The sequence below is a fragment of the Pseudidiomarina homiensis genome, assembly GCF_003987225.1.
GTDB lineage: Bacteria > Pseudomonadota > Gammaproteobacteria > Enterobacterales > Alteromonadaceae > Pseudidiomarina > Pseudidiomarina homiensis.
Window position 1 is genome coordinate 906,783 of sequence record NZ_PIPX01000001.1, and the last position, 25,457, is coordinate 932,239.

General features: G+C 50.9%; 27 protein-coding genes. 21 read left to right on the plus strand and 6 right to left on the minus strand.

What is annotated here, in order from left to right:
- The first annotated feature begins 18 nt into the window (after window positions 1-18).
- From miaB to CWI70_RS04545, 21 genes are all read left to right on the plus strand, one after another.
- Window positions 19-1,464, plus strand: coding sequence for a tRNA (N6-isopentenyl adenosine(37)-C2)-methylthiotransferase MiaB (miaB, locus tag CWI70_RS04445; RefSeq protein WP_126770913.1), 1,446 nt, complete (start codon window positions 19-21; stop codon window positions 1,462-1,464).
- Between the two features lie 20 nt (window positions 1,465-1,484).
- Window positions 1,485-2,471, plus strand: coding sequence for a PhoH family protein (locus tag CWI70_RS04450; RefSeq protein ID WP_126770915.1), 987 nt, complete (start codon window positions 1,485-1,487; stop codon window positions 2,469-2,471).
- Window positions 2,468-2,941 (plus strand): rRNA maturation RNase YbeY, encoded by a 474-nt coding sequence (gene ybeY / locus CWI70_RS04455; protein ID WP_126770917.1) that lies wholly within the window; start codon window positions 2,468-2,470, stop codon window positions 2,939-2,941. Before CWI70_RS04450 ends, ybeY begins: the two co-directional genes overlap by 4 nt.
- Window positions 2,942-2,959: 18 nt before the next feature.
- A complete protein-coding gene (gene corC, locus CWI70_RS04460) occupies window positions 2,960-3,841 on the plus strand; it encodes a CNNM family magnesium/cobalt transport protein CorC (protein ID WP_126770918.1) in 882 nt (293 codons plus the stop codon).
- Between the two features lie 2 nt (window positions 3,842-3,843).
- Window positions 3,844-5,373: an apolipoprotein N-acyltransferase gene (gene lnt, locus CWI70_RS04465; RefSeq protein ID WP_126770920.1), complete on the plus strand. Its 1,530-nt coding sequence runs from the start codon at window positions 3,844-3,846 to the stop codon at window positions 5,371-5,373.
- Window positions 5,374-5,431: 58 nt separating this feature from the next.
- Window positions 5,432-5,626 (plus strand): hypothetical protein, encoded by a 195-nt coding sequence (locus CWI70_RS04470; RefSeq protein WP_126770922.1) that lies wholly within the window; start codon window positions 5,432-5,434, stop codon window positions 5,624-5,626.
- 49 nt (window positions 5,627-5,675) lie between these two features.
- Complete coding sequence (leuS, locus tag CWI70_RS04475; RefSeq protein WP_126772702.1) at window positions 5,676-8,264, plus strand: leucine--tRNA ligase; 2,589 nt, start codon at window positions 5,676-5,678, stop codon at window positions 8,262-8,264.
- A gap of 65 nt (window positions 8,265-8,329) precedes the next feature.
- On the plus strand, window positions 8,330-8,824 hold the full coding sequence (locus CWI70_RS04480) for an LPS-assembly lipoprotein LptE (protein WP_126770924.1): 495 nt from the start codon (window positions 8,330-8,332) through the stop codon (window positions 8,822-8,824).
- Window positions 8,824-9,849 carry a DNA polymerase III subunit delta gene (gene holA / locus CWI70_RS04485; RefSeq protein ID WP_126770926.1) on the plus strand — a complete coding sequence of 342 codons (1,026 nt, stop codon included), beginning with the start codon at window positions 8,824-8,826 and terminating at the stop codon, window positions 9,847-9,849. Before CWI70_RS04480 ends, holA begins: the two co-directional genes overlap by 1 nt.
- Window positions 9,837-10,433 carry a nicotinate (nicotinamide) nucleotide adenylyltransferase gene (nadD, locus tag CWI70_RS04490; protein ID WP_126770928.1) on the plus strand — a complete coding sequence of 199 codons (597 nt, stop codon included), beginning with the start codon at window positions 9,837-9,839 and terminating at the stop codon, window positions 10,431-10,433. The genes holA and nadD overlap by 13 nt, the downstream gene beginning before the upstream one ends.
- Window positions 10,434-10,500: 67 nt before the next feature.
- Window positions 10,501-10,824 (plus strand): ribosome silencing factor, encoded by a 324-nt coding sequence (gene rsfS / locus CWI70_RS04495; protein WP_126770930.1) that lies wholly within the window; start codon window positions 10,501-10,503, stop codon window positions 10,822-10,824.
- Window positions 10,824-11,294 (plus strand): 23S rRNA (pseudouridine(1915)-N(3))-methyltransferase RlmH, encoded by a 471-nt coding sequence (gene rlmH, locus CWI70_RS04500; RefSeq protein WP_126770931.1) that lies wholly within the window; start codon window positions 10,824-10,826, stop codon window positions 11,292-11,294. The genes rsfS and rlmH overlap by 1 nt, the downstream gene beginning before the upstream one ends.
- 3 nt (window positions 11,295-11,297) lie before the next feature.
- A complete protein-coding gene (gene mrdA, locus CWI70_RS04505; RefSeq protein ID WP_126772704.1) occupies window positions 11,298-13,187 on the plus strand; it encodes a penicillin-binding protein 2 in 1,890 nt (629 codons plus the stop codon).
- Entirely contained in the window at window positions 13,177-14,283 is a 1,107-nt protein-coding gene (gene rodA / locus CWI70_RS04510; RefSeq protein WP_126770933.1) for a rod shape-determining protein RodA, read from the plus strand. The genes mrdA and rodA overlap by 11 nt, the downstream gene beginning before the upstream one ends.
- Before the next feature lie 126 nt (window positions 14,284-14,409).
- Entirely contained in the window at window positions 14,410-15,207 is a 798-nt protein-coding gene (locus tag CWI70_RS04515; RefSeq protein WP_126770935.1) for a septal ring lytic transglycosylase RlpA family protein, read from the plus strand.
- 78 nt (window positions 15,208-15,285) lie between these two features.
- On the plus strand, window positions 15,286-16,449 hold the full coding sequence (locus CWI70_RS04520; RefSeq protein ID WP_126770937.1) for a D-alanyl-D-alanine carboxypeptidase family protein: 1,164 nt from the start codon (window positions 15,286-15,288) through the stop codon (window positions 16,447-16,449).
- 23 nt (window positions 16,450-16,472) lie between these two features.
- Window positions 16,473-17,321 carry an aminotransferase class IV gene (locus CWI70_RS04525; protein ID WP_126770939.1) on the plus strand — a complete coding sequence of 283 codons (849 nt, stop codon included), beginning with the start codon at window positions 16,473-16,475 and terminating at the stop codon, window positions 17,319-17,321.
- An 18-nt stretch (window positions 17,322-17,339) separates the two neighbouring features.
- Window positions 17,340-17,606, plus strand: coding sequence for a DUF493 family protein YbeD (gene ybeD / locus CWI70_RS04530; RefSeq protein ID WP_126770941.1), 267 nt, complete (start codon window positions 17,340-17,342; stop codon window positions 17,604-17,606).
- Window positions 17,596-18,261 (plus strand): lipoyl(octanoyl) transferase LipB, encoded by a 666-nt coding sequence (gene lipB, locus CWI70_RS04535; protein ID WP_126770943.1) that lies wholly within the window; start codon window positions 17,596-17,598, stop codon window positions 18,259-18,261. The genes ybeD and lipB overlap by 11 nt, the downstream gene beginning before the upstream one ends.
- Window positions 18,245-19,210 (plus strand): lipoyl synthase, encoded by a 966-nt coding sequence (lipA, locus tag CWI70_RS04540; protein ID WP_126770945.1) that lies wholly within the window; start codon window positions 18,245-18,247, stop codon window positions 19,208-19,210. Before lipB ends, lipA begins: the two co-directional genes overlap by 17 nt.
- A gap of 17 nt (window positions 19,211-19,227) precedes the next feature.
- Entirely contained in the window at window positions 19,228-19,620 is a 393-nt protein-coding gene (locus tag CWI70_RS04545) for an MAPEG family protein (protein ID WP_126770947.1), read from the plus strand.
- On the opposite strand, the gene CWI70_RS04550 is transcribed toward CWI70_RS04545, so the two are convergent.
- From CWI70_RS04550 to rbfA, 6 genes are all read right to left on the minus strand, one after another.
- Window positions 19,573-20,472, minus strand: a complete 900-nt coding sequence (locus CWI70_RS04550) for a hypothetical protein (protein ID WP_126770948.1) — start codon at window positions 20,470-20,472, stop codon at window positions 19,573-19,575. The two genes, CWI70_RS04545 and CWI70_RS04550, sit on opposite strands and share 48 nt — an antisense overlap.
- Window positions 20,444-21,349: a lipoprotein NlpI gene (gene nlpI, locus CWI70_RS04555; RefSeq protein WP_126770950.1), complete on the minus strand. Its 906-nt coding sequence runs from the start codon at window positions 21,347-21,349 to the stop codon at window positions 20,444-20,446. Before nlpI ends, CWI70_RS04550 begins: the two co-directional genes overlap by 29 nt.
- A 110-nt stretch (window positions 21,350-21,459) precedes the next feature.
- Window positions 21,460-23,610, minus strand: coding sequence for a polyribonucleotide nucleotidyltransferase (pnp, locus tag CWI70_RS04560; RefSeq protein WP_126770952.1), 2,151 nt, complete (start codon window positions 23,608-23,610; stop codon window positions 21,460-21,462).
- A 158-nt stretch (window positions 23,611-23,768) separates the two neighbouring features.
- Complete coding sequence (gene rpsO, locus CWI70_RS04565) at window positions 23,769-24,038, minus strand: 30S ribosomal protein S15 (RefSeq protein WP_126770954.1); 270 nt, start codon at window positions 24,036-24,038, stop codon at window positions 23,769-23,771.
- Window positions 24,039-24,120: 82 nt separating this feature from the next.
- Complete coding sequence (gene truB, locus CWI70_RS04570) at window positions 24,121-25,062, minus strand: tRNA pseudouridine(55) synthase TruB (RefSeq protein WP_126770956.1); 942 nt, start codon at window positions 25,060-25,062, stop codon at window positions 24,121-24,123.
- Complete coding sequence (gene rbfA, locus CWI70_RS04575) at window positions 25,062-25,457, minus strand: 30S ribosome-binding factor RbfA (RefSeq protein ID WP_126770958.1); 396 nt, start codon at window positions 25,455-25,457, stop codon at window positions 25,062-25,064. Before rbfA ends, truB begins: the two co-directional genes overlap by 1 nt.

Below are 25,457 nucleotides of genomic sequence, written 5' to 3' on the forward strand. Positions count from 1 at the left end.
AGTGAGCGCAACAATTTTATGAGCAAGAAGTTATACATCAAAACTTGGGGCTGCCAGATGAACGAGTACGACTCTGCAAAAATGGCAGATCTACTGAAGGCAACCCACGGCTATGAAGTCGCAGCCGAAGCAGAAGATGCTGATTTGATCCTGCTCAACACCTGCTCGATTCGTGAAAAAGCCCAAGAGAAAGTGTTTCATCAGCTCGGTCGCTGGAAAACGCTGAAAGACAGCAAGCCTGACCTCGTGATCGGGGTTGGCGGTTGTGTGGCTTCACAAGAAGGTGAGCACATTCGTAGCCGTGCGCCATTTGTCGATATCGTGTTTGGTCCGCAAACGTTGCACCGCTTACCAGAAATGGTCAAGCAGGTGCAAAGCGACCATACACCAATGGTAGATATCTCATTCCCAGAGATTGAAAAATTCGACCGCTTGCCTGAGCCAACATCAGATGGCCCTTCGGCGTTTGTTTCAATCATGGAAGGTTGCAGCAAGTACTGTACGTTCTGTGTGGTGCCCTATACCCGCGGTGAAGAGGTTAGCCGTCCGGTTGATGACGTGCTCTATGAAATCGCACAATTGGCAGAGCAAGGCGTACGCGAAGTAAACTTGCTTGGGCAAAACGTGAACGCCTACCGCGGCGAACACTTCGATGGCTCGGTCTGCCGCTTCTCAGAATTGTTGCACTTAGTGGCTGCAATTGATGGTATTGACCGTATTCGCTATACCACCTCGCACCCGGTGGAGTTCACCGATGACATTATCGAGGCCTACGCGACCATTCCAGAACTGGTGAATCATTTGCACTTGCCAGTGCAAAGTGGTGCTGATCGCGTGTTGACGCTGATGAAGCGCGGCCACACCGCGCTTGAATACAAAGCACAGATTCGCAAGCTGAAGAAAATCCGCCCAGAGATGGCTATGTCATCTGACTTTATTATCGGCTTTCCAGGCGAAACCGACGCGGATTTCGAAGCGACCATGGACTTGATTCAAGCTATCGACTTCGACTTAAGCTTCAGCTTTATTTACAGTGCGCGCCCTGGAACACCAGCGGCGGACTTGCCTGATGACGTCACTGAAGAAACTAAGAAACAGCGTCTGCAGCTTTTGCAGCAGCGCTTGAACCAACAGGCACACGCCCATGCGCGGCGTATGGTAGGCACTGAACAACGTATTTTGGTGACCGGCCCATCGAAGAAAGATCCGATGGAACTGAGTGGCCGTACCGAAAACAACCGTGTGGTCAACTTTGTAGGTGACCCACGCATGGTCGGTAAATTCGTCGATGTGCAGATCACTGACGTATTTGCAAACTCACTGCGCGGTGACGTGATTCGGGTTGAAGATGAAATGGGGCTGCGTGTCGATACCGCACCGCAAACCATTCTTGCGCGCCAAGCACGCACGCAACCTGATGAGCTTGGTGTGGCTAGCTTTATTCCGCCACAACAGTCGTCGTAAGCAAGCTAAAAGAGGTTCTTTTGAGTCCACAGCTCACTACATTAGATATAAACCTAGAGCCGGCAGATAGCCGGCGTCTGGCCGAGCTCTGCGGCCCGTTCGATGAAAATTTAAAGCACATTGAACGCCGCCTCGGCATTGAAATTACCTACCGTAACGATGCCTTTCGCTTAATTGGTCCGCAACATACCGTCAACGCGGCAGCAAAGCTGCTACGTGACCTGTACGTTGAAACAGCGACAGTTAAAGGCAAAGCTGGCGAAATCGAGCCGCAACAAGTGCATTTAGCGATTCAACAAGCGAATGTGCTCGAGCAAGGGAAAGGCGACCCTGCGGCTGAGAAAATGACGCACATCAAAACCAAGCGCGGCATGATCAAGCCGCGTAATCATAATCAAGCCGAGTATGTGCGCGCGATTTTAAGTCACGACGTCAATTTTGGTGTCGGCCCTGCCGGTACCGGTAAAACCTACTTGGCCGTAGCAGCCGCTGTCGATGCCCTTGAACGTCAAGAAATTCGTCGTATTCTGCTCACCCGCCCCGCAGTTGAAGCCGGCGAGAAACTTGGTTTCTTACCCGGTGATTTAGCGCAAAAGGTCGACCCGTATTTGCGTCCGCTCTACGATGCCTTGTTTGAAATGCTTGGTTTTGAGCGCGTCGAGAAACTGATCGAGCGTAACGTGATTGAAGTTGCACCACTCGCGTACATGCGTGGACGCACACTCAACGACGCCTTTATTATTCTTGATGAAAGCCAAAACACCACCTGTGAACAGATGAAAATGTTCTTGACGCGGATCGGTTTCAACTCACGTGCCGTCATTACCGGTGACATTACCCAGGTTGACTTGCCGCGTGGACAAAAGTCAGGCTTACGGCATGTGATCGAGGTTTTACGCGACGTGCCCGATATTAGTTTCACCTTTTTCCAAGCCGGCGATGTCGTGCGTCACCCCGTCGTGCAACGTATTGTGCAAGCCTATGAAGACTTTGACGGCCGCGCATGATTGACTTAACAGTTGACCTGCAAAATGCCTCGGCAGCGCAACATCTGCCGACGGCCGAACAAGTTGAGGCATGGGTGCAGGCGGCTTTACAAGGCGTCCAATGGCAAGACGGTGCAGCTGAGCTGACCGTGCGCATTGTTGATGAAGACGAAGGCCGCGAACTCAACCATAGCTACCGGGAACGCGATTACGCGACCAATGTGCTATCGTTTCCGTTCACGGCACCGATTCCGATGCCCGTGACTTTGCTCGGTGATCTGGTGATTTGCGCCCCCGTGGTGCAACGCGAAGCCAGCGAGCAGAGCAAGACCTTAGTGGCACACTGGGCGCATATGATTGTACACGGCACCTTGCATTTGCTAGGTTATGACCATATTGAAGACGCTGAAGCGGACCGTATGGAACGCCTCGAAACGACTATTTTAACCGGCTTAGGGTTTGCTGACCCTTATGTCGAAGTTGGTGACTAAACGGAGCAATACCAGCTAATGAGCGATGACCATCCCCACTCTACCAACGGTTCTGCGCGTAAATCGTGGGCAACAAAACTGTTGCAACTGTTTACCGGAGAGCCGAACAGCCGCGAAGAGTTAGTCGATCTTATTCAGGACGCTGAAGAACGCGACCTGATTGATAACGACACCAAAGAAATGATTGAGGGCGTGCTTGACGTCGCCGAACTCAAAGTGCGCGACATCATGGTGCCGCGCTCGCAAATGGTCACCATCGACATTAATCAAAAAGTCGATGAGTTCTTACCTATTGTAATTGACGCCCAACACAGCCGTTATCCGGTCATCAGTGAAAATAAAGACCATGTTGAAGGTATATTGCTCGCCAAGGATTTGCTGGCGTATGGCTTTGGCATGACCGACGATGAATTTGCGCTGACCAAGGTCATTCGCCCTGCGGTGATTGTGCCAGAAGGCAAACGTGTCGACGTACTGCTGAAAGAGTTCCGCTCACAACGCTATCATATGGCGATTGTGGTCGACGAGTATGGCGGTGTTTCCGGCCTCGTGACCATTGAAGATATTCTGGAAGAAATTGTCGGTGACATTGAAGACGAAACCGACTACAACGAAGACACCAAAGCCGATATTCGCCGTATCAATAAATCCCGCTACTCGGTGAAAGCCTTAACCACTATCGAAGACTTCAATGATTACTTCGAAACCCAATTTGGTGACGAAGAATACGACACCATTGGCGGCATGGTTGCGCATGGCTTTGGTCACCTGCCCAAGCCCGGTGAAGAAATTGTTTTAAGTGGCATTAATTTCAAAGTCACTGGCGCCGACAAACGTCGTATCCAACAATTGCAGGTGAGCTTTCCCGAGCCACCCCCTGAGCAAGAAGCGGACGTTTAACCATGCCACGCACAACGCGACGTTGGCAGGCAGCCCTTAGCCGCCTTGCCTGCCTAGGGCTTGGCGCCGTGCTGGTATTTAGTTATGCGCCGTTTGCGCAAGCATGGCTACCGTTTCTGGTCATGCCTGCCCTGTTGTGGCTTTTGCAAGATAAGAAACCAAGTGATGCTTGGCGTTTAGGGTATTTCTTCGGTCTCGGCTGGTTTGCTGCTGGACTCAGTTGGATCTACGTTAGCATTGATACCTTCGGTGGCTTACATCCCATCGCCTCTGTTGGCATTCTGTTACTCTTATTTGCTTATCTCAGTCTATTTCCCGCCTTGGCTTTATTCGCGTGGCGCTGGCTTAACGTGCGTTTTGGCGCAATAGGCTATTGGAGCCTACCACTCACCTGGTTAGCGGCGGAAGCGCTGCGTGGTTGGTTGCTTACTGGATTTCCGTGGCTCGATTTAGGCTATACCCAAACCGATACTTGGCTCGCCAGCTACGCCAGTTGGTTTGGTGGCACCGGCCTCAGCGTCATACTGATGACCATTGCCTTACTCACGGTCCGTACCATTGAACAACGGCATTGGCGCGCACCTGCTGTCATCGCAGGCCTGTTGTTGTTGCCGTTCGTGTTGAGTCAGCTCACCGCCATCTCGCGTACCGGAGAACACGTAAAAATAGCACTGGTGCAAGGCAACATCAGTCAGTCGATCAAGTGGGATCCCGATCAACACTGGCCGAACCTGAATCTCTATTTGGACTTAACCAGGACACTCTACAACGACCATGACGTGGTGATTTGGCCAGAGTCAGCGGTTACTATGCCGGAACCCTACACCGATGACATTCTTGCCATCATGCACGACGAAATGGCAAAAACCGAAACCGGCTTAATCACTGGGATTATCGATATTGGCGGTGACGACTACTACAACTCAGTCATTGCGCTGGGACAAGACGGTAGTTTCGGAGTCGAAGAAGCTTACCACCACGGTCACAGCAATCGCTTTCAAAAGCATCAATTATTACCGATCGGTGAATTTGTGCCATTTGGTGATTTGCTCCGCCCCTTGGCTCCACTCTTTAATTTGCCCATGTCATCCTTCAGTCGCGGCGCCTACGTGCAAGCACCATTGCGCGCTAAAGGCTGGGACTTTAGCACCGCTATTTGTTATGAAATCGCCTTTCCACAGCAGGTATGGGCGAATTTTACACCAGGCACGGACTTCTTACTTACCGTTAGCAACGATACTTGGTTTGGTCGCTCCCACGGCCCCGCCCAGCATATGCAAATCGCCCGTATGCGCGCAATCGAGCTGGGACGCCCATTGATCCGTGCCACCAATAGTGGCATCACCGCGATGACCGACGAACGCGGACAGTGGCTCGCGCGGGCTGAGCAGTTTCAAGCCGCCACGCTGTCAGCACAAGTTCCGATCGTGCAAGGCTTAACGCCATTTGCGTTATGGGGTGGCTACGGTGCTTGGTTGTTAGCGATTTTGATCCTGATTGGCGGTGCATTACCCGTAGTCATTCGCCGCTAAAATCAGTAAACTGTAAGCACTTTTACTAGCGTCTCTTCATTAACAGTTGGAACACATCATGGAAAATATCTTTGCAGCAGTCCTGTTTGCCCTGTTAACCGCAGCTGGCACCTTGGGTGTCTCAAGCATTGGCATGTTTCTCTTTCACCGCAACCCAGACGATCGCGACGCCGAACAGCGCGAACGCTTCGAGTATGGTTTTTTTGGCCTTGCCGGCATCGTGGTGATGTTAGTGATGTGGTACGCACTGTAAGTTTTTCATTTTAGCCAGCGATTTAATGGGTTCTCAGATGTCAAAGTTCATGCAGGATAATTACGATCCAGCACAGATTGAAGCTGCCGTACAGCAGCGTTGGGAAAGCGACAAAGTTTTCGAAGTTACCGAACAACCAGGTAAAGAGAAATTCTATTGCCTGTCGATGTTTCCGTACCCTAGCGGTAAATTACACATGGGCCATGTGCGCAATTACACACTTGGTGATGTGGTAGCCCGCTATCAACGTATGCAAGGCAAAAATGTCCTACAACCAATGGGTTGGGACGCCTTTGGCCTACCGGCAGAAAATGCCGCAGTCGCCAACAAAACGGCACCTGCCAAGTGGACTTATCAGAACATCGACTACATGCGTAACCAGCTTAAATCGCTCGGTTTTGGTTACGACTGGTCGCGTGAAGTGGCAACCTGCCGCCCCGACTATTACCGTTGGGAACAGTGGTTCTTCACCAAGCTCTACGAAAAAGGCTTGGTGTACAAGAAAAACGCTACCGTCAACTGGGACCCAGTAGACAACACCGTATTGGCCAATGAGCAAGTTATCGATGGCCGCGGCTGGCGTTCAGGCGCCAAAGTAGTACAAAAAGAGATACCTCAGTGGTTTATTAAAATCACCGCCTATGCCGATGAGTTACTTGACGATTTAGAGCAACTTGAAGGTTGGCCTGAGCAGGTGAAAACCATGCAGCGCAACTGGATTGGCCGCTCTGAAGGCGTTGAAATTGACTTTTCCGTGGTCAACCATGAAAAGCCACTAACGGTTTACACCACGCGTCCGGATACCCTTTATGGTGTCACTTACATGGCAGTTGCTGCGCAACACCCATTGGCGCAAGAGGCTGCAGCCAGCAACCCTGAGTTGGCAGCTTTTATTGAGAGTATTCAAACCACCAAAATGGCCGAAGCGGACCTTGCCACCATCGAGAAAAAAGGCATGGCAACTGGTTTTCATGCTAAGCATCCACTGACTGGTGAAGAAATCCCCATTTGGGTCGCCAACTTTGTTTTGATGGACTACGGCTCAGGCGCAGTCATGGCTGTTCCCGCGCACGACCAACGTGACTGGGAGTTTGCCACTGCTTACGACTTGCCTATTCAGGTGGTGATCGACCCCGCCGAAGGTGAGCACGACATTAGCCAAGCCGCAATCACCGCCAAAGGCACCACGGTCAACTCAGGGCCCTATTCGGGTATGAGCAGCGCCGAAGCCTTTGATGCTATCGCCGCAGAGTTGAGCCAACAAGGTATTGGCCGCCGTCAAGTCAACTATCGTTTACGTGATTGGGGGGTTTCGCGCCAGCGCTACTGGGGCACGCCAATCCCAATGCTCAACTTGGCCGATGGCTCCTCGGTACCGGTGCCAGAAGACCAGTTACCGGTAACCTTGCCGGAAGACGTTGTGATGGATGGTACCCAATCACCGATTAAGGCCGACCCTGAGTGGCGTAAAACCACCTATAACGGCGCGCCAGCAGAACACGAGACCGATACGTTCGATACCTTTATGGAGTCGTCTTGGTACTACGCTCGCTACTGTAGTGCAAACTTCCACGACGGAATGTTGAATCCTGAGCAAGCGAACTATTGGCTACCTGTGGATCAATACATCGGCGGTATTGAGCACGCCATCTTGCACCTCTTGTATGCGCGCTTTTTCCACAAGTTGTTGCGTGACACCGGTTTAGTCAGCTCAGACGAGCCCTTCAAACGCCTACTCACGCAAGGTATGGTCTTAGCTGACAGTTACTACCGTGAAGCTGACGACGGTAAGATCACGTGGTACTCACCACTTGATGTTGAAATTGTCGAACGCGATAGTAAAGGTCAGATTGTCAAAGCGATCTTAACGACCGACGGTAAAGAAGTGCATTACGGTGGTATGACTAAAATGTCGAAGTCGAAAAACAACGGCATCGACCCGCAGGTTATGATCGATAAATACGGCGCTGACACCGTGCGATTGTTTATGATGTTTGCCGCGCCGCCGGAAGCAACCCTTGAATGGTCTGATTCTGGTGTCGAGGGCGCACAACGCTTCTTGCGCCGCGTCTGGCGTTTGGTTGCCGACTATCAAGCGGTGGCCACGCAAGAGCATAGCAACGACTTTAGCCAACTATCGAGCGCACAAGAAGAGCTGCGACGTGAAGTACATCGCACTATTGAAAAAGTTAGCGATGATATGGGCCGCCGCCAGAACTTTAACACTGCGATTGCGGCGATCATGGAACTCTTGAACAAGCTGCAAAAAGCCAGCCTCGAAGACGCCATTGACCGTGGCATCATGCGTGAGGCATTAGATGCGATAGTACTGATGCTTGCACCAGTCACACCGCACTTAAGCGAAACGCTTTGGCACGAACTCGGGCACGACAGTGACATTACCTTCGCACCGTGGCCGCAAGTCGATGCATCAGCCTTGGTCGCCAGTAGTATTTTAGTTGTGGTGCAAGTGAATGGTAAGGTGCGTGGCAAGATCAACGTGCCCGCCGATGCCGAGCAAGATGCCGTTATTGCTGCTGCGGTGGCGGATGAAAATGTTCAGCGTTTCATTGACGATAAAACCATTCGCAAGCAAATCTATGTGCCGGGTAAACTGGTGAATATTGTCGCGAATTAAGGTCGCCAATTAAGGTTGGCAATAAAGGTTCTAAGCGGAGCTGTTAAGACAAAGGAAAAGCCACAATGCGTAATTTAGTGCTCACTCTCACATTGCTGTCAGTAGTATCGCTAGCAGGTTGTGGCTTCCAGTTGCGCGGTAGTTATCAACTGCCGCCGCAACTGCAGCAAGCGAGTATCTCGGCACCGCAATTTAGTGAAGTCGCTGAACAAGTGCGTGAACGCTTTACCTTAGCGGGTGTCGAGGTTCTTGCCAGCAGTAGCAATCAGTACGCCAACATCGACATCGTACGCGATAGCCTAACTCGGCGCACGTTAAGCCTTTCCGCGAGTGGTCAGGTGGCCGAATACGAACTTATCTACACCGTCGACTACGTGTTGCGCGCGCCACAGCGAGCCGAGAAAGCATTGCAGGTCGAAGTCTTCCGTGATTACCAAGACGATCCCAACTTTGCCCTTGCCAAAACGCGTGAACGCGAAGTGTTAGTCGCCGAAATGCGTGAACAAGCTGCACAACAACTGTTGCGACAGGTCATCGCTCAACTTGCCGAGAGTCCATAATGCAACTGGCGGAACTCGAACAGCACCTGAAAAAACATGGCCTCCCCGCTTTACTTTCAGTGTTTGGCGATACGCCATTGTTGCTCGATGACGCATTACAATTGGTGCGTGCGCAAGCACGCGCTCAAGGCATCGATGAACGGACTCGGTTTATCCAAGATCAGCAGTTTGACTGGTCACAGCTAATAGAACAAGGCGCCAACTTTGGCTTGTTTTCCAACCTTCGCTTGGTCGAACTAGAGCTCCCTGATGCGAAACCTGGCCGTGAAGGTGCCGAAGCCCTCAAACAGTATTGCGCGGAATTACCGGACGACCAAATACTGGTTATTACCGGCCCCAAACTCAAACAAGAGCAACTTAAAGCCAAATGGTTCCAACTATTGCAGCAAGCTGGCCCGGTAGTGCAGGCCAACAGCCCTGACCGCCGACAGTTACCTAACTTTATTCAACAACGCAGTCAACGTCACAATGTCAGCCTAACCAGCGATGCAGTGCAGTTATTAGCCGATTGGTTTGAAGGCAACTTGCTTGCGCTCGATCAAGAACTGCAAAAGTTAGCATTAACTGATTTGCCGCAACCGCTTACTCCGCAAGCAATCATGGATGCAGCCCAAGATCAAAGTCGCTTTACCGTGTTTGCCTTACAAGAAGCGATTCTTGCTGGGGACCTTAAAAGCGCCTTGAAACGTTTGCAAAGATTGCTCGAAGAAGAAGCCGAAATTGCTATTTTGAATTGGATGCTGCAACGCGAGCTACAAAAGCTCGAGCGCTTACAGCAAGGCAACCTTGGGTCTCGAGAACTTATGTCACTGGGGATTTGGCGCAACCAAGAAGGCGCCTACCAAGCCTTTGCTAAGCGCATTAGCCGCGAGCATTTAGCGCGTTTAAGTCGCTTACTTGTCCGTTTAGAATACGCTTTTAAACGCGACTCAGGCGAAGACTTTGCAACGCTGTACTGCCATGCGGTCGTCTTGCTGTGCGCTCCTGCGAAAGAACCCGAATTCATAAGCTCATGTTACGCATAATTTTTGGTGGCACTTTTGACCCCATTCATAACGGTCATGTGACCACCTCATTGGCGGCATTCGCCGAACTCAATGGCGACGTGATGCATGTTATGCCAAGTGCGCAACCGCCCCATCGCGACTACCCCGGCGCCAGCGCTGAGCAACGTCTTACCATGGTTGAACTCGCCTATGCGGGAAACCCTCAAATTGTTGCTGAAGATTGGGAGCTTAAGCGCGACGGCCCGTCCTACAGCCTACTTACCTTACGTGAAATGCATGAGCGCTGGCCGCAGGATAAGCTTATTTTTCTACTTGGCAACGATGCATTTGCCAAACTTGATAGCTGGTACGGCTGGCAGGAGCTCCTCAATTACGCTGACTTAGCGGTCATGCAAAGGCTTGCGCAAGACACGCCGTGGACAACCGCAGTCGAAGAGCTAGTGCGCACGCATAGCAACAAAATCCACCTACTCGACCCCCCCAATATTGCCGTCTCAGCAACCGAATTACGTGCTGCAATTGCCAGTAACACCGCGTGGCGAGAACAAGTCCCGGCCCGCGTTGCGCGCTTTATTGAACAACAGCATTTGTACGGTCGCTAGGCACTGCTTTTTCCGTCGCGCTCGTGGTAAACTAAGCCGCTGAAATACATCATGGAGAATTTCACTTTTGCAAGCTGAACAATTACGCGACTTTGTGGTCGATAAACTTGAAGATTTAAAAGGTCGGGATATCAAAGTACTTGATGTGCACGATCAAACAGATATCGCTGAATACATGGTGGTCTGCTCGGGCAACTCGAAAACGCACGTAAAGAGTCTCGCCAACCATGTTGCGACCGAAGCAAAACATCATGGCATCCCCCCTATTGGCGTTGAAGGAGCTGAGACGTCCGAGTGGGTATTAGTTGATCTTGGTGATGTGGTTGTACACGTTATGCAAGAATCAATCCGTGACTTTTATGAACTTGAGAAGCTCTGGGGTCCGCGTTAATGCGCATTAGGTTGATTGCTGTCGGACAGAAAATGCCCGATTGGGTCACCACAGGTTATAACACCTACGCCAAGCGACTACCCGCTGACTGTCAGCTCGAACTGATCGAAATCGCGGCGGGTAAACGCGGTAAAAACGCCGACATCGCACGGCTGACTAAACAGGAAGGCGATGCTATGTTAGCGGCTATCGGTAAAGGTGACCGCGTGGTCACCCTTGAAGTCGGTGGCCGTGCATGGGACACCCCGAAGCTTGCCGAACGCTTAAGCGCTTGGCAAATGGATGGCCGCGATATCAGTCTGCTCGTCGGCGGTCCTGAAGGACTCGCATCGGAATGCTGTGCCATCGCAGATGAACGCTGGAGTTTATCGGCACTCACGCTACCCCACCCGTTGGTGCGGGTTATCCTTGCAGAAGCGCTTTATCGCGCTTGGAGTGTCAACGCTAACCACCCGTACCACCGTGAATAAATGATGAGAAGACGCCGTACCACGATTCGCGACCACCATGCCGAGAGCGCTTTATTCGGGCGCCGAGTGGTTGTTGCGCTGGTGATTGTGGTGAGTGTTTTCATGATTTTGTTAGCGAACATGTATCAACTGCAGGTTAAGCAGTTCGAAACCTTCCAAACGCGCTCGAATGATAACCGCATCAAAGTTGTACCCTTAGCCCCCAACCGCGGCCTCATCTATGATCGGAACGGCAAATTATTAGCAGAGAACATTCCTGTATTGAGTCTCGAAGTGGTTCCCGAACGCGTCGAAGACCTAACGCAAACACTCACAGACCTAAGTAATTTACTTGGACTTACGCAAGAACAACTCGATCAATTTGAACGTAACCGCAAACGCGAACGACGCTTCGAACAAGTTATCTTGCTTGACCAAATGAGCGAAGCGCAAGCAGCGCGCTTTGCTGCGCGGCAACACGAATTTCCTGGCGTCAGCATTGAAGCCCGCCTCGTCCGTTATTACCCCTATGGCGAGACGCTCACCCACGCACTCGGTTACGTTGCCAAAATCAACCAACGTGACGTGCAACGCCTTAAAGAACAGGGCATCAATGCCAATTATGCAGCAACACGCACGATTGGTAAGCTTGGTGTCGAAGGTTACTACGAAGAACAACTGCATGGCACCGTTGGCTATCAACAAATTGAAGTTGATATTCACGGACGACAATTACGTACGTTAGAAATTGAACCGCCGATCCCCGGCCAAGACTTAGTGCTGGAAATAGACATTGAGCTGCAATTACAAGCGCAAAAAATATTAGGCGAACAGCGCGGTACCATCATCGTCATGGACCCTGAAGATGGTGGCATTTTAGCAATGGTGAGCCAACCAAGCTATGACCCCAATTGGTTTGCCCAAGGTATCTCGGTTGAGCAATACCGAGGCTTGTTGAACTCACGTCATTCACCATTACTTAATCGCGCCACTCAAGGGGGGTACCCGCCAGCCTCTACCATCAAGCCTCAACTGGCCGTAGTAGGCCTAGAGGAAGGCACGATCACCCGCGACAGCCAAGTTTGGGACCCCGGTTGGTTTCAAATTAAGGGCGTGAATCACAAATACCGCGACTGGTTATCTTGGGGCCATGGTTGGGTTAATGTCGACACCGCTATTATTGAAAGTTGCGACACTTTTTATTACGACCTTGCGCTAAAATTAGGTATCGATACGATTTCAGAGCACATGTACCAATATGGCTTCGGCGAGCTCACCGGTATCGACATCGGCGAGGAATCAGCTGCCGTAATGCCTAGTCGCGGTTGGAAGCGCGCCCGCTTTAATCAGCCTTGGTATGCCGGAGAAACTGTTTCTATTGGTATCGGGCAAAGTTACTGGACGGTCACCCCGATGCAACTTGCGGTTGCCACGGCAGTCATGGTCAATCGTGGCGGGCGGCCTGTGCCACGTTTACTCGGAGCGATTCAAGATGCGGGAATTGAGCTCCCCGCGGTTATTGAACAAAAACCGCCAGTACAGCTTCGTAATCCGGAGCACTGGGATATTGCCCTCGACGGCATGGAAAAAGTCGTTTCCAGTATCAAGGGCACTGCTCATAAAGCATTCAAAGGTGCAGATTATACCTCGGCAGGTAAAACGGGTACTGCGCAAGTTCGCAGTATCGGTCAAGATGAAGAATACAATGCTGAAGAAATCGCCGAACGTTACCGCGATAACGCTATGTACGTGGGCTACGCCCCAGCGGAGAATCCTGAAGTGGTCATCGTAATCACTGCTGAAAACGTGATTGGTGGCGGTGGTTCTGTGGCTGCACCGATGGCGCGTGAACTGCTCGATTTTTACTTCGCTGCGAAACAACCTGAAGAAACGGTGGCCGCCAATGCTCCCTGAACAACAACAAACGTCTTGGTTACAACGTTTACATATCGATCCCCCGCTTTTTCTGGCGTTGCTAGTGATTTCGGTGGTGAGTTTGTTCACCGTTTATTCCGCTAGCGGCGAGAGCATGGCGATGACCGAACGCCAGGTTATCCGTGTCGGTGCAGCATTTGTGGCCATGTTCGTGATTGCGCAAATACCACTCGATAGTGTGCAGCGCTGGTCACTACCGATTTTCAGTGTCGGGCTTGTTTTACTTGTTGCTGTGCTCTTAGTCGGTGAGAGCAGCAAAGGCGCACAACGCTGGCTTAACCTAGGTGTTGCGACGATTCAGCCCTCAGAATTAATGAAACTTGCGGTACCCATGGCGATAGCCTGGTTTATCGCTGAACAAGGTATGCCGCCAACACTAACACGGCTTGCAGGCGCCTTTCTGTTGCTCATTATCCCGGTGCTCATGATTGCTAATCAACCAGATCTGGGAACCTCATTACTGATTGCGTGCTCAGGAATTTTCGTGCTGTTTCTGGCCGGTATGTCATGGAAGCTTATTGGCTTTTTCGCCGTCGCCATTGGCTCTTTTATTCCCGTACTGTGGATGTTTTTGATGCGTGATTACCAGCGGCAACGGGTACTAACCTTCTTAGACCCCGAGCGTGACCCATTAGGCGCTGGTTACCAGATTATTCAGTCGAAGATTGCGATTGGCTCTGGCGGGATCGAGGGCAAAGGCTGGCTGCACGGCACCCAGTCACAACTAGAGTTTTTACCTGAACGTCATACGGACTTCATTTTTTCCGTCTTTAGTGAAGAGTTTGGCTTGCTTGGCGTGGTCGGTCTGTTCGCCTTGTACGGATTTATCATTTTTCGCGGCATGATTATTGCGATGCGCGCCCAACGCGTGTACCAAAAGCTTTTGGCCGGCAGCCTCACCCTAACCTTTTTTATCTACGTGATGGTTAATGTGGGCATGGTTTCGGGCCTGCTACCGGTGGTCGGCGTACCACTACCTCTGATCTCTTACGGTGGTACATCGATGGTGACATTGTTCGCCGGTTTTGGTTTACTGATGGCAATCGCGACGAACCGTCGCTTGGTGCATGCCTAAGTCATGGAATAAGGCGTTTGCAGAAGTTTTACGGCTTTATGACTACCTATTGGTCGCTGCTTGTGCCAAAGTTGTCGCTGAACACTACTAACGCTAACACTCTTTGTTTAGGACTCACGATCAAGCATGACTCGCGTACTTATTAGCCTCGCTTTGACTCTTCTGCTGCTCGTCGGTTGCAGTTCTGCACCGAGCAGTCGTTATAGCCAAGCTCATGATAGTATCCCGAGCCGCTTACCCCATGCTGATGAACTGGTTGAACCTACGCCGAAAACACTCCCCCCAAGCCGCCAAGGTAACCGCACTTATACCTTATTCGGTAAAACCTACAACATCATGCCGGATGCCCGCGGCTACATCGCTGAAGGTACGGCTTCTTGGTATGGTGAAAAGTTTCACGGTCACTTAACATCGAATGGCGAAACCTACGATATGTACGCCATGAGTGCTGCACATAAAACCTTGCCACTGCCTACTTATGTGCGTGTTACGAACCTTGCCAATAATAAGTCTGTAGTGGTTCGGGTGAATGACCGTGGTCCCTTCCACGGTGATCGTATGATCGACCTTTCGTACGTTGCCGCCTACAAACTCGGCATGCTTGCCACCGGCACCGCGCGAGTTCGCATCGAAGCTTTGCACCCGGAGGGTGCCAACCAAGCATTGGCGGTTGCGCCACCACTCGAACCCGATACGCAAAGTCAGTATTATATTCAAGTGGTCGCGGGGAGTGATCCACAGCGTCTCGAACAAGAAGCTACGAAATTAGCACAAATCTATGAAGTACCTGCAACTACTCGAGCCAAAAATGGTCTACATGCTGTAATGTTGGGGCCGTTTGCCGCAGCGCAAACCAATCAACTACTCCTACAGCTCAGAGCTGATGGCTATAGCGATGTTTTTCGAGTGCCGGTGAGCCCATAGACGCTGCCTTTCGAGTGCGGCTGTGCTACTATTCGGCGCGCTAAATCCATATATTAAGACAACGTAGAGAAATCAATCATGCAATCTGTCGTATCACAGTTGACGCGTGCCGTCGCCCTACTTGCGGGTCTTGTTAGCATCGCCGCAAATGCCGCGATTATCCCGCCAGCCCCACAAGTTAATGCCAAAGGTTATATTTTGGTAGATTACACCACGGGCTACGTGATCGCCGAGGGGAATGCCGACGAACAACTCGCCCCCGCAAGTCTGACAAAAATGATGACCAGCTACATCATCGGTCGCGAAATTCAAGATGGTCGTGTAAGCCCGAATGACTTGGTGACCATCAGCGAAAATGCTTGGGCAAAGAACTTCCCAGAATCGTCAAAAATGTTTATCGAGGTTGGTAAACAAATCAGCGTAGCTGACTTGAACCGTGGCATTATTATCTCTTCGGGGAACGATGCCTGTGTCGCTATGGCCGAGCATATTGCCGGAAGCGAAAGTGCCTTCGCTGATTTGATGAACAATTATGCGTTCGAGCTTGGTATGACCAACAGCCACTTTATGAACAGCCATGGTCTTCCAGATCCAGAACAATACACTTCAGCACGCGACATGGCGACAATGGGCATTGCGCTTATTCGTGACGTCCCTGAAGAGTATGCGATTTACAGCGAGAAAGAATTTACCTTCAATTCCATTAAACAATACAACCGCAACTCTTTATTGTGGGATGCCAGCATGAACGTTGATGGCATCAAGACTGGTCACACCGAAGAAGCCGGTTACAGCCTAGTATCTTCAGCAGTTGAAGGCGATACACGCTTGGTGGCTGTAGTCATGGGCACAACGAGTGAGCAAGCACGTAAAGTTGAAAGTAAAAAGTTGCTTAACTATGGCTTCCGTTACTACGAAACAGTACAAGCTTACAGTGCCGGCGAAAGCTTTGTTGATCAGCGTGTCTGGGGCGGTGAACAAGACACCGTAGCACTTGGTATTGCTAATGACGCCGTTATGACATTGCCACGCGGCCAACGCGAAAACTTGAAAGCCAGTATTGAACTTGCTCAAGAACTTGAAGCTCCGATTGCAAAAGGTACCGAAGTTGGCACCGTAAGTATTCAGCTCGAAGGCGAAACCCTCGTTTCCTATCCGTTGGTCACCTTAAATGACGTTGCTGAGGGCGGTGTGTTTAAGCAGCTTACCGACTGGGTACTACGTAAGTTTGAAAGCGAGTAATTATTTAGTTTAAGGGGGCGAACATGCCTGAGAGCGTCTATTTAAATGGCGAGTGGCTCGCCCCGGAAGCTGCAAAAGTCTCGGTTTTTGACCGAGGCTTTTTATTTGCGGATGGCATCTACGAAGTCGTACCTGTCTATCAGGGCCAACCTTTTCTCCTCGAACACCATCTAGCGCGACTCGAACGCTCACTTGCTGCACTTGCGATCGAAAGCGCCGGGCAGCAGTTTTGGCTTGAGCTTATAGATGACCTTTTGGCACGCAATCAAAGCGACAACGCCTTAGTGTATATCCAAGTCACCCGTGGAGCAGAGGCGAAACGCTCCCATCTGCCGCAAGGACCGTTGGCGCCCACTATTTTCGCGAGCGTGTCAGCCATGCCCGTGCACTGGGATGTTCCGGCCCCAGCTCAAGCTACCTTACTCGAAGATATTCGCTGGTTACGCTGTGACATTAAGAGCATCAGTTTGCTCGGCAACATCATGCTAAAACAGCAAGCCCAAGCTTGCGGCGCCTTAGAGCCCATCCTTCACCGTGATGGCTTGATTACTGAAGGTGCTTCAAGTAACTACTTTGCCGTTAAAAACGGTGAACTCTATACGGCACCTACCGACCACTTGATTTTACCTGGCATCACCCGCATGTGGGTCATTGAACTTGCGCGCGAATTGGGAATACCGGTTCACGAGCAAGCTTTTGCGGTGACTGACCTAGCACAATTGGACGAGCTTTTTCTTACCAGTTCCAGCCGCGAAGTACAGCCGATTGGGCAAATTGATGATATAATCATCGGTCAAGGCGGTTGTGGGAAGGTCACTGAACAACTGGTACATGCTTTCCACGCCAGCAAGCGCCAACTCAGCGCGCAGTAAAGTACAGAGGAGTAGGTAATGCAAAGAACCCGTTTTGACGAGCTGGTTGAATTCCCTTGCCACTTTACCTTTAAGGTAATGGGCTTGGCGAAACCAGACCTTCCTGACGCGGTGGTTGCGGTTGCGCAAGAACATGCGCCGGGCGATTACAGCCCGACCGTAAAGCCAAGTAGTAAAGGCAACTATCATTCGGTTTCGATCCAAGTGCGGGTCGAAAGCCAAACGCACATTGAAACGCTATACCACGCGTTAGCGGCCATCGAAGACGTACGCTATGTCCTCTAAGCTGATTATTCGTCAGTTAGGTCGACAGCCTTACGAACCCGTATGGCAGGCGATGCAAAATTATACTGACCAGCGTGACGAAAGCTGCGCCGATGAACTATGGGTGCTCGAACACGAGCCGGTATTTACACAGGGGCAAGCTGGCAAAGAAGAGCATCTTTTAGCGCCCGGCGATATCCCGGTGGTGAAAGTCGACCGCGGTGGTCAAGTGACTTATCACGGCCCAGGACAACTGGTGGTCTACTTTTTACTCGACCTCAGACGTCTTAAAATTGGCGTACGCCAACTCGTGACCCATATCGAAGAAACGATCGTAGCCTTAATGGCGGAACATAATGTTACGGCGGCTGCGCGTCCTGATGCACCTGGCGTATACGTTGATGACGCTAAGTTATGCTCGTTAGGCCTAAGAATTCGACGCGGTTGTTCATTTCATGGGCTGGCACTCAATGTTAATATGGACTTGAGTCCATTTTTACGCATAAACCCCTGTGGCTATGCTGGTATGCAGATGATTCAAACCGCCGAGCTCGGTGGCCCTGCAGAAGTAGCTCAGGCCGCTCAACGTGTTACTGCACTCTTTGCAGAACGATTGGGCTATCAAGACATTCACCAACAGACAGGATTCGACAACGCTTATGTCCAAGCCAGTTAGAGTTGAACCGGGCGTCAAACTACGCGATGCCGACAAGATGGCATTGATCCCGGTAAAAGTGGTCCCAACTGAACGTGACCAAATGTTGCGTAAACCTGAGTGGCTGAAAGTGAAGTTGCCAGCCTCAACGCAACGTATTGATGAAATCAAGCAAGCGATGCGCAAGCATGGTTTACACTCGGTTTGTGAAGAAGCTTCGTGTCCAAACTTACCTGAATGTTTTAATCACGGTACCGCTACCTTTATGATTTTAGGCGCGATTTGTACACGGCGCTGCCCATTCTGTGACGTTGCGCACGGCCGACCGTTACCGCCTGATCCTGAAGAAGCGGTTAAACTCGGTGCTACTGTACGTGACATGAAAGTGAAGTATGTTGTGGTTACCTCGGTAGACCGTGATGACTTACGCGACGGCGGTGCGCAACACTTTGCCGACTGTATTCGCGAGATCCGCGCGCACAGCCCTGGCATTCAGGTCGAAGTCTTGGTACCGGATTTTCGTGGTCGCATGCAGGTTGCGCTCGATATTCTTAGCGATGAAGCGCCTGACGTTTTCAATCACAATTTAGAAACTGTACCGCGCATGTACAAAGCTGCGCGCCCAGGTGCTAACTATAAATGGTCACTGGAGTTGCTGCAGCGCTACAAAGAAGCTCGCACGGATGTTCGTACTAAGTCAGGTCTTATGGTAGGCCTCGGCGAGACCAACGAAGAGATCCTCGAGGTTATGCGCGACTTACGTGCACATGATGTCGATATGCTCACTATTGGTCAGTATTTGCAGCCAAGCCGTCATCACTTGCCGGTAACACGCTACGTTACCCCAGACGAGTTTGAAATGTTCCGCGAAGAAGGCGTCAAAATGGGCTTTACCCATATCGCCAGCGGTCCGCTTGTACGTTCTTCATACCACGCCGATCTGCAGGCCGCCGGTAAAGAAGTCAAATAGCTGATAAGGAGTGCGCGATGAGTATCTTGATTTGGTGTTTGCTAATTGCCGGCTTGCTACCCATCGCGGCCAAAGCGCCAGTAGTGTATTTTCAGAACCGCGATAATGGTTACGACAACCGCCACCCACGAGCCCAACAACAACGCTTAACGGGTGCGGGAGCACGGGCTGTAGCCGGTCACTACAATGCCTACGAGGCGTTTCCTTTGTTCGCTGCGGCAGTACTAGTGGTGATTGCTACCGACCAAGTTACAGAGTTGAATCAATGGCTTGCGGTAGGCTTTATTAGCTTTCGAATCCTTTACCACGTGCTCTACCTGGCGAACTGGGACAAACTACGTAGTTTAGTCTGGTTTTTCGCCCTACTCTGCCCAATTATTATGATCGCGCAGACCGCTACGGCGTTGTAACTTCAGCGCCGTTTCTAAGTAAACCGCTGGCCAATAGTTAACATCGTGGTACTCCATCGCAGTTAAGCGCGCCACTGGCTTCCAACTATAGACACCCGCAACTCCAGCGCAGGTTTTGCTAGCGAAAAGGCCTACGTCACTATCTTTTGCAGAACCTAAACGCCAATAGCCATCGGCTTGCTGTTGCCCCAATATACGCCAATCAGACACCGCATCACGCCAAGGTAAGCGGCGCCAAAGTTGTTTTAATTGCGCGCTTGAAAGCTCTTGTTGTTGAGTCGTCACCACATTCAAAGACGGATGATTATAACGGCCACTGCAGTAATGTTGCGCAAGGCTTGGCGACATTTCATATTCGTCAGCAAAACCAAGCCAATGAGCCATTTCATGGGCAAAGACACTTAATTGTGCGGTGAGTGGTAGCACCATTTGCGTGGTCGACGCGCTCGCAATTTCAGCTTGGGTAAAAACAATATGCCGCTGCGTAACCTCGTGCGGCAACAGCGGTAAATCACAACGCATGTGTTGGCGTTCGCCAGATGCAGTACATTGCAGGGACGCCGCAGTGGTGTAGTAGCGCGGTTCAAGGCAATCGCTCAGGCGAGCTAATGGATGACTTTGCCAACGTTGCAGAACCGACTTTGCTATCTCAGCGCCCTGTTGCGGCAGCCATACAGAAATAATCTCATCGCCCGCTTCACAGGTTGTTGTCTGCGCTGCTTGTGCGAATGGGTTATAACCCATAGCACCATCGACGCTGGTCATTTGTGCCCAACTCAGGCCATTGACCAGCAATGCGGCCGTTGCTAGCGCTAATTTAGCCTTATTTACGTTGTGCTTGTTGAGTCGCACGCGCTTGACTCGCATCCATTTCAATGGCGGCATAGCGATGCTCTAAAAATAAGTGCACGTTGGTCGCCAAGGCTAACCGAAAATAGACCGCAGCGGTTTCCCACTTGCCCTGCAACTGCTGTAGTTTGCCCAAATAGAAATAAGCCTCACACATTCGCTCGGCTAGTGTTTCATCAGCGCCCAATTGCTTCGTTGCATAACTCTGCAAAAACTCTTGCTCGCTCATCCCCCCAACATAGAGGTCGACAATCCCCCATGCCCAAGCATCAGAGTTCGTCGCTAAGCGCGCTGCCGCAAGTTGCTGCGTTGCTTGCTCCGCACCGTCAAGCTCAACCGCCGCTAGATAGCGCCAAAGAGCCCGGTACGGATCGTCTGGGTCGGCGTTATAAAAGCGCTCAAAATCGGCAAGTGCGAGGTCAAAACGACCATCATAATAGCCCGCTACACCGCGATTTAGGTGTGCATAAGGATGCTCTGGCTCAAGCTCAAGCGCAGCATCCAAAGCTTCATAAGCATAATCAAACTGACCAACTTGGGTGTAGTGAATACCTAGATAATTGTAGGCATCGGCAAGTCGCGGCTGATAATCCAGCGCCCGATTAAAATCGATTCGTGCCAGCGTTGCTAGCCCAAGCGCATCATAAAGGCTACCGCGGCGATACAGCAACTGCCCCATAGCTTCTGCATCGAGTTCGTCTTCACCACGGGTGATCACTTCCGTCAGCTTAGCCACTTCCAGTTGGAATCTACCATCAGCCACTTGGGGGGTCGGTACCACTAGGTTGGCGAGCATACCCTGCTCTTTTTGCGGCGTTACCGTACAAGCGCTAAGCGCTCCTATGGTTAATAACACGGCAACGACTTTCGCGTAATTCATACCACTTCCTTTCTCGCTGGTGTGGCTTCCATCATAGCGCAACTTTCAACAAAAAAGAAAAGGGGCCGAAGCCCCTTTTCGTAGAGAATTGTAAAGATCCGAAACGCGACTTACTCCGCTTCGTCTTGACCTTTCTCTTCTGCATTGTCTGCTGACTCGGCAGCTTCAGCTTGCGCTGGTTTCTCTGCTGCGTCTTTCATGCTCAAACGTACGCGGCCTTGACGGTCGATTTCCAGTACTTTCACTGGAACAGTTTGGCCAACAGTCAGGTACTCGTTTACATCGTTCACGCGCTCTTCAGCGATTTGCGAGATGTGTACCAAGCCATCTTTACCAGGCAAAATAGTCACGAACGCACCGAAATCGACGATACGTGCAACTTTACCTTGGTAGATGCGACCGACTTCAACGTCTTCAGTCAACTCTTTAATACGGTCAATCGCCGCTTGCGCTGACGCTTGGTCAGTGGCAGCAATACGCACAGTACCGTCGTCGTTGATCTCGATGTTGGTGTTGGTGCTTTCCGTCAATTCACGAATCACTGCGCCACCTTTACCGATCACGTCGCGGATCTTGTCCGGATTGATTTTCATGGTGTGGTAACGCGGAGCGAAATCAGACAGTTCTTCACGAGCGCCAGAGATCGCATCATCCATCACAGTCAAGATGTGTAAACGTGCAGCTTTCGCTTGCTCAAGTGCCTGCTCCATGATTTCACGAGTGATACCGTCAATCTTGATATCCATCTGTAAAGCAGTCACACCGTCTTTACTACCGGCTACTTTAAAGTCCATGTCGCCAAGGTGATCTTCGTCACCAAGGATGTCAGAAAGTACGACGAACTTATCGCCTTCTTTCACCAAGCCCATAGCGATACCTGCTACAGATGCTTTGATAGGTACGCCAGCGTCCATCAATGCGAGCGAAGTACCACACACAGAAGCCATTGAGCTTGAACCGTTCGATTCAGTGATTTCAGAAACCACACGGATGGTGTACGGGAATTCGTCCTGTGAAGGCATTACCGCCTGCACACCACGCTTCGCCAAACGGCCGTGGCCGATTTCACGACGCTTAGGTGAGCCAACAAAACCGGTTTCACCCACGCAGTATGGAGGGAAGTTGTAGTGCAACATGAAGCGATTGTTGCTTGAACCCACCAAGTCATCGATCATTTGTGCATCGCGCTCAGTACCTAAGGTTGCGGCAACCAAAGCTTGGGTCTCACCACGTGTAAACACAGCTGAACCGTGTACGCGCGGCAATACGCCTGTAGCGATATGCAAGCCACGGACCATATCTGGGTCACGGCCATCGATACGCTTCTCACCAGCGATAATACGGCTACGCACCACGTCGCTTTCTAGCGCATGGAAGATATCGCCGATTTCTTTTGCATCAAGTGTTTCATCTTCAGCGGTTAATTGGGTGACGACTTCATCACGCAACTTGCTGATTTGCTCATAACGCTCGGCTTTCTCAGTAATACGGTAAGCATCACCGATACCCTGTTCTGCCAACGCTTTGATTTTGTCTTTCAATGCAGTGTTTTCTGCAGGAGCTTGCCAGTCCCACTTCGGCTTACCAGCTTCAGCGGTAAATTCGTTGATTGCAGTGATCACTGATTGCATTTGCTCGTGGCCATAAACCACTGCGCCTAACATCGCATCTTCAGACAGTAACTGTGCTTCAGATTCAACCATCAACACCGCGTTTTCTGTACCAGCAACGACCAAGTCAAGCTTAGATTCAGCTAACTCGTCCAAAGTTGGGTTCAACACGTATTCATCGTTAAGAACACCAACGCGCGCTGCACCGATTGGGCCAGCGAAAGGAACGCCAGCAATTGAAAGTGCAGCAGATGCACCAATCAACGCTACGATGTCAGGGCTTACTTGTGGGTTTACTGAAACGACAGTGGCGATAATTTGAACTTCGTTCTTGAACCCTTCAGGGAACAGCGGACGAATTGGGCGGTCGATCAAACGCGACGTTAAGGTCTCGTTTTCAGATGGACGGCCTTCACGCTTGAAGAAACCACCAGGGATTTTACCCGCAGCGTAGGTACGCTCTTGGTAGTTAACTGTGAGTGGGAAAAAGTCTTGCCCTTCGTTGGCTTCTTTTTTGGCAACCACAGTCACCAAAACAGTTGTATCGTCCATGCTCGCAAGCACGGCTCCGGTCGCTTGGCGCGCCATCGCACCAGTTTCTAGTGTCACTGTGTGACGACCGTATTGAAATTGCTTAGTTATTGGATTCACGTTTTTTTCCTTTCCTACTTTCTTCTTGATTACGTTCTTTGCTATTTGCTATTTGCTGTTCGTTATCTGTTTTGATCTATCAAATAGCGAACAGCGAATAGCCAATAGCGCTTTTATAAGTAAAAAGGGGCCTTGCGGCCCCCTTTTTCGAACATTGCTTAGCGACGTAAACCGAGTCGCTCAATCAGAGTCGCATAACGCTGATTGTCTTTACGCTTCAGGTAGTCCAACAATTTACGACGTTGGCTTACCATGCGCAACAAACCACGACGTGAGTGATGGTCTTTTGCGTGTTCTTTAAAGTGGCCCTGTAACTCGTTAATGTTATGGGTTAACAAAGCGACTTGAACTTCTGGTGAACCAGTGTCGTTTTCGCCTTGGCCATAATCTTTAACGATTTCAGCTTTTTGTGCCGCAGTTAGTGACATAAATTACTCCTAGTAGTTAAAACAGTCAGTGCCAATCACTAATTCAGCACCGACGCGATCGCCGAGCATTATACGTACTCAGCTAAATTTTAGCAATGCTAAGCACCCGCTTCGGCATAATTTTATTGTCGCGCCAAAAGCCTAAACCTAACAGTTCGTGCTGGTCGGCAGTTTTCACGCGCAGAATCACATCTTCAGGTTGCGCAGTTGCGTTGACCGCTTGCGCTGGATTCCCCGCTGTGAAGCGCGGTCCATCATTAGGCTCAATAAAAACTTCAGGGATTTGTTGGATCACCGTATCGCAAGGTAACAGCAAGGCATCCAACGCGGCGAAATCACCGCTTCCGGGGTCACATTGCGCGGCACGAGCAGCGAGTTCTTCAGGGGTGACCATGGTACCCTCTACCCCTTCAATCCAAGTGCGTCGTAGCGCCTGTACGTGAGCTCCACAGCCTAAATACTGGCCCATATCGTCCACCAAGGTGCGAATATAAGTGCCCTTTGAACAAGTCACTTCAAGGGTCAACAAGTCACCTGACAGCTCAATTAGACTAATTTTATGAATGGTGATAACGCGCGACTTGCGCGGCACATCAATGCCTTGACGCGCATAGTAATACAGTGGTCGCCCCTCATGTTTGAGGGCAGAGAACATCGACGGTGATTGCTCTTGCGCTCCAGTAAACTGCGCGATAGCCGCTGTCAGCTGTTGCTCAGTAAAGTTTATTGGCCGCTCTTCAACTACCTCGCCTTCAGCGTCACTGGTACTCGTGCGCTGCCCCAACTTTGCCGTGACCACATAGGTTTTGTCAGCTTCTAAGGCAAAATGAGAGAGTTTAGTCGCTTCACCAAAGCACAGTGGCAAAACGCCGGTTGCCAATGGGTCCAGCGCCCCAGTATGGCCACCTTTACGGGCATCAAAAAAACGCCGCACCTGTTGTAGTGCGGCGTTTGAGGTAAGTTCCAGAGGCTTATCTAAGACAATCACGCCGCTAATTTCGCGACCCGATTTACGTCGTCCCATTAGTCGTCTCCGTGCTCATCCTTAGAGTGCGTGCGTTCTTCGTCACGACGGATCGCGTCATCAACCAAACGTGACATACGAATACCTTCGTTCAACGACGGATCATGTACAAAACGCAATTCTGGCGTTATCCGCGCACGTACACGCTTACCCAACAATGAACGGACAAAGCCTGAGGCGTCGTTAAGCACCTTCAGACCTTGCTTCACTTGCTGGTCATCGTCTTGTAAGAAGGTAACGAAGACTTTGGCATAGGCCAAATCGCGCGAGACTTCCACTGCTGACACCGTCACCATGGATACCCGCGGATCTTTGATTTCACGTTGCAGTATCAGCGCTATTTCACGCTGATACTGCTGACCGACCCGTTCTGTACGACTATAGTCTTTCGCCAT

What these genes read in the sequence shown, in the direction of transcription:
- miaB (WP_126770913.1), top strand. Translation starts at nt 19, where the DNA reads ATGAGCAAGAAGTTATACATCAAAACTTGGGGCTGCCAGATGAACGAG.
- CWI70_RS04545 (WP_126770947.1), top strand. Translation starts at nt 19,228, where the DNA reads ATGAGTATCTTGATTTGGTGTTTGCTAATTGCCGGCTTGCTACCCATC.
- truB (WP_126770956.1), bottom strand. Translation starts at nt 25,062, where the DNA reads ATGGGACGACGTAAATCGGGTCGCGAAATTAGCGGCGTGATTGTCTTA.
- mrdA (WP_126772704.1), top strand. Translation starts at nt 11,298, where the DNA reads ATGAGAAGACGCCGTACCACGATTCGCGACCACCATGCCGAGAGCGCT.
- CWI70_RS04480 (WP_126770924.1), top strand. Translation starts at nt 8,330, where the DNA reads ATGCGTAATTTAGTGCTCACTCTCACATTGCTGTCAGTAGTATCGCTA.
- rpsO (WP_126770954.1), bottom strand. Translation starts at nt 24,038, where the DNA reads ATGTCACTAACTGCGGCACAAAAAGCTGAAATCGTTAAAGATTATGGC.
- lipB (WP_126770943.1), top strand. Translation starts at nt 17,596, where the DNA reads ATGTCCTCTAAGCTGATTATTCGTCAGTTAGGTCGACAGCCTTACGAA.
- rodA (WP_126770933.1), top strand. Translation starts at nt 13,177, where the DNA reads ATGCTCCCTGAACAACAACAAACGTCTTGGTTACAACGTTTACATATC.
- CWI70_RS04525 (WP_126770939.1), top strand. Translation starts at nt 16,473, where the DNA reads ATGCCTGAGAGCGTCTATTTAAATGGCGAGTGGCTCGCCCCGGAAGCT.
- nlpI (WP_126770950.1), bottom strand. Translation starts at nt 21,349, where the DNA reads ATGAATTACGCGAAAGTCGTTGCCGTGTTATTAACCATAGGAGCGCTT.
- lnt (WP_126770920.1), top strand. Translation starts at nt 3,844, where the DNA reads ATGCCACGCACAACGCGACGTTGGCAGGCAGCCCTTAGCCGCCTTGCC.
- rlmH (WP_126770931.1), top strand. Translation starts at nt 10,824, where the DNA reads ATGCGCATTAGGTTGATTGCTGTCGGACAGAAAATGCCCGATTGGGTC.
- ybeY (WP_126770917.1), top strand. Translation starts at nt 2,468, where the DNA reads ATGATTGACTTAACAGTTGACCTGCAAAATGCCTCGGCAGCGCAACAT.
- lipA (WP_126770945.1), top strand. Translation starts at nt 18,245, where the DNA reads ATGTCCAAGCCAGTTAGAGTTGAACCGGGCGTCAAACTACGCGATGCC.
- rbfA (WP_126770958.1), bottom strand. Translation starts at nt 25,457, where the DNA reads ATGGCGAAAGACTATAGTCGTACAGAACGGGTCGGTCAGCAGTATCAG.
- nadD (WP_126770928.1), top strand. Translation starts at nt 9,837, where the DNA reads ATGTTACGCATAATTTTTGGTGGCACTTTTGACCCCATTCATAACGGT.
- ybeD (WP_126770941.1), top strand. Translation starts at nt 17,340, where the DNA reads ATGCAAAGAACCCGTTTTGACGAGCTGGTTGAATTCCCTTGCCACTTT.
- CWI70_RS04520 (WP_126770937.1), top strand. Translation starts at nt 15,286, where the DNA reads ATGCAATCTGTCGTATCACAGTTGACGCGTGCCGTCGCCCTACTTGCG.
- CWI70_RS04470 (WP_126770922.1), top strand. Translation starts at nt 5,432, where the DNA reads ATGGAAAATATCTTTGCAGCAGTCCTGTTTGCCCTGTTAACCGCAGCT.
- corC (WP_126770918.1), top strand. Translation starts at nt 2,960, where the DNA reads ATGAGCGATGACCATCCCCACTCTACCAACGGTTCTGCGCGTAAATCG.
- holA (WP_126770926.1), top strand. Translation starts at nt 8,824, where the DNA reads ATGCAACTGGCGGAACTCGAACAGCACCTGAAAAAACATGGCCTCCCC.
- leuS (WP_126772702.1), top strand. Translation starts at nt 5,676, where the DNA reads ATGCAGGATAATTACGATCCAGCACAGATTGAAGCTGCCGTACAGCAG.
- CWI70_RS04515 (WP_126770935.1), top strand. Translation starts at nt 14,410, where the DNA reads ATGACTCGCGTACTTATTAGCCTCGCTTTGACTCTTCTGCTGCTCGTC.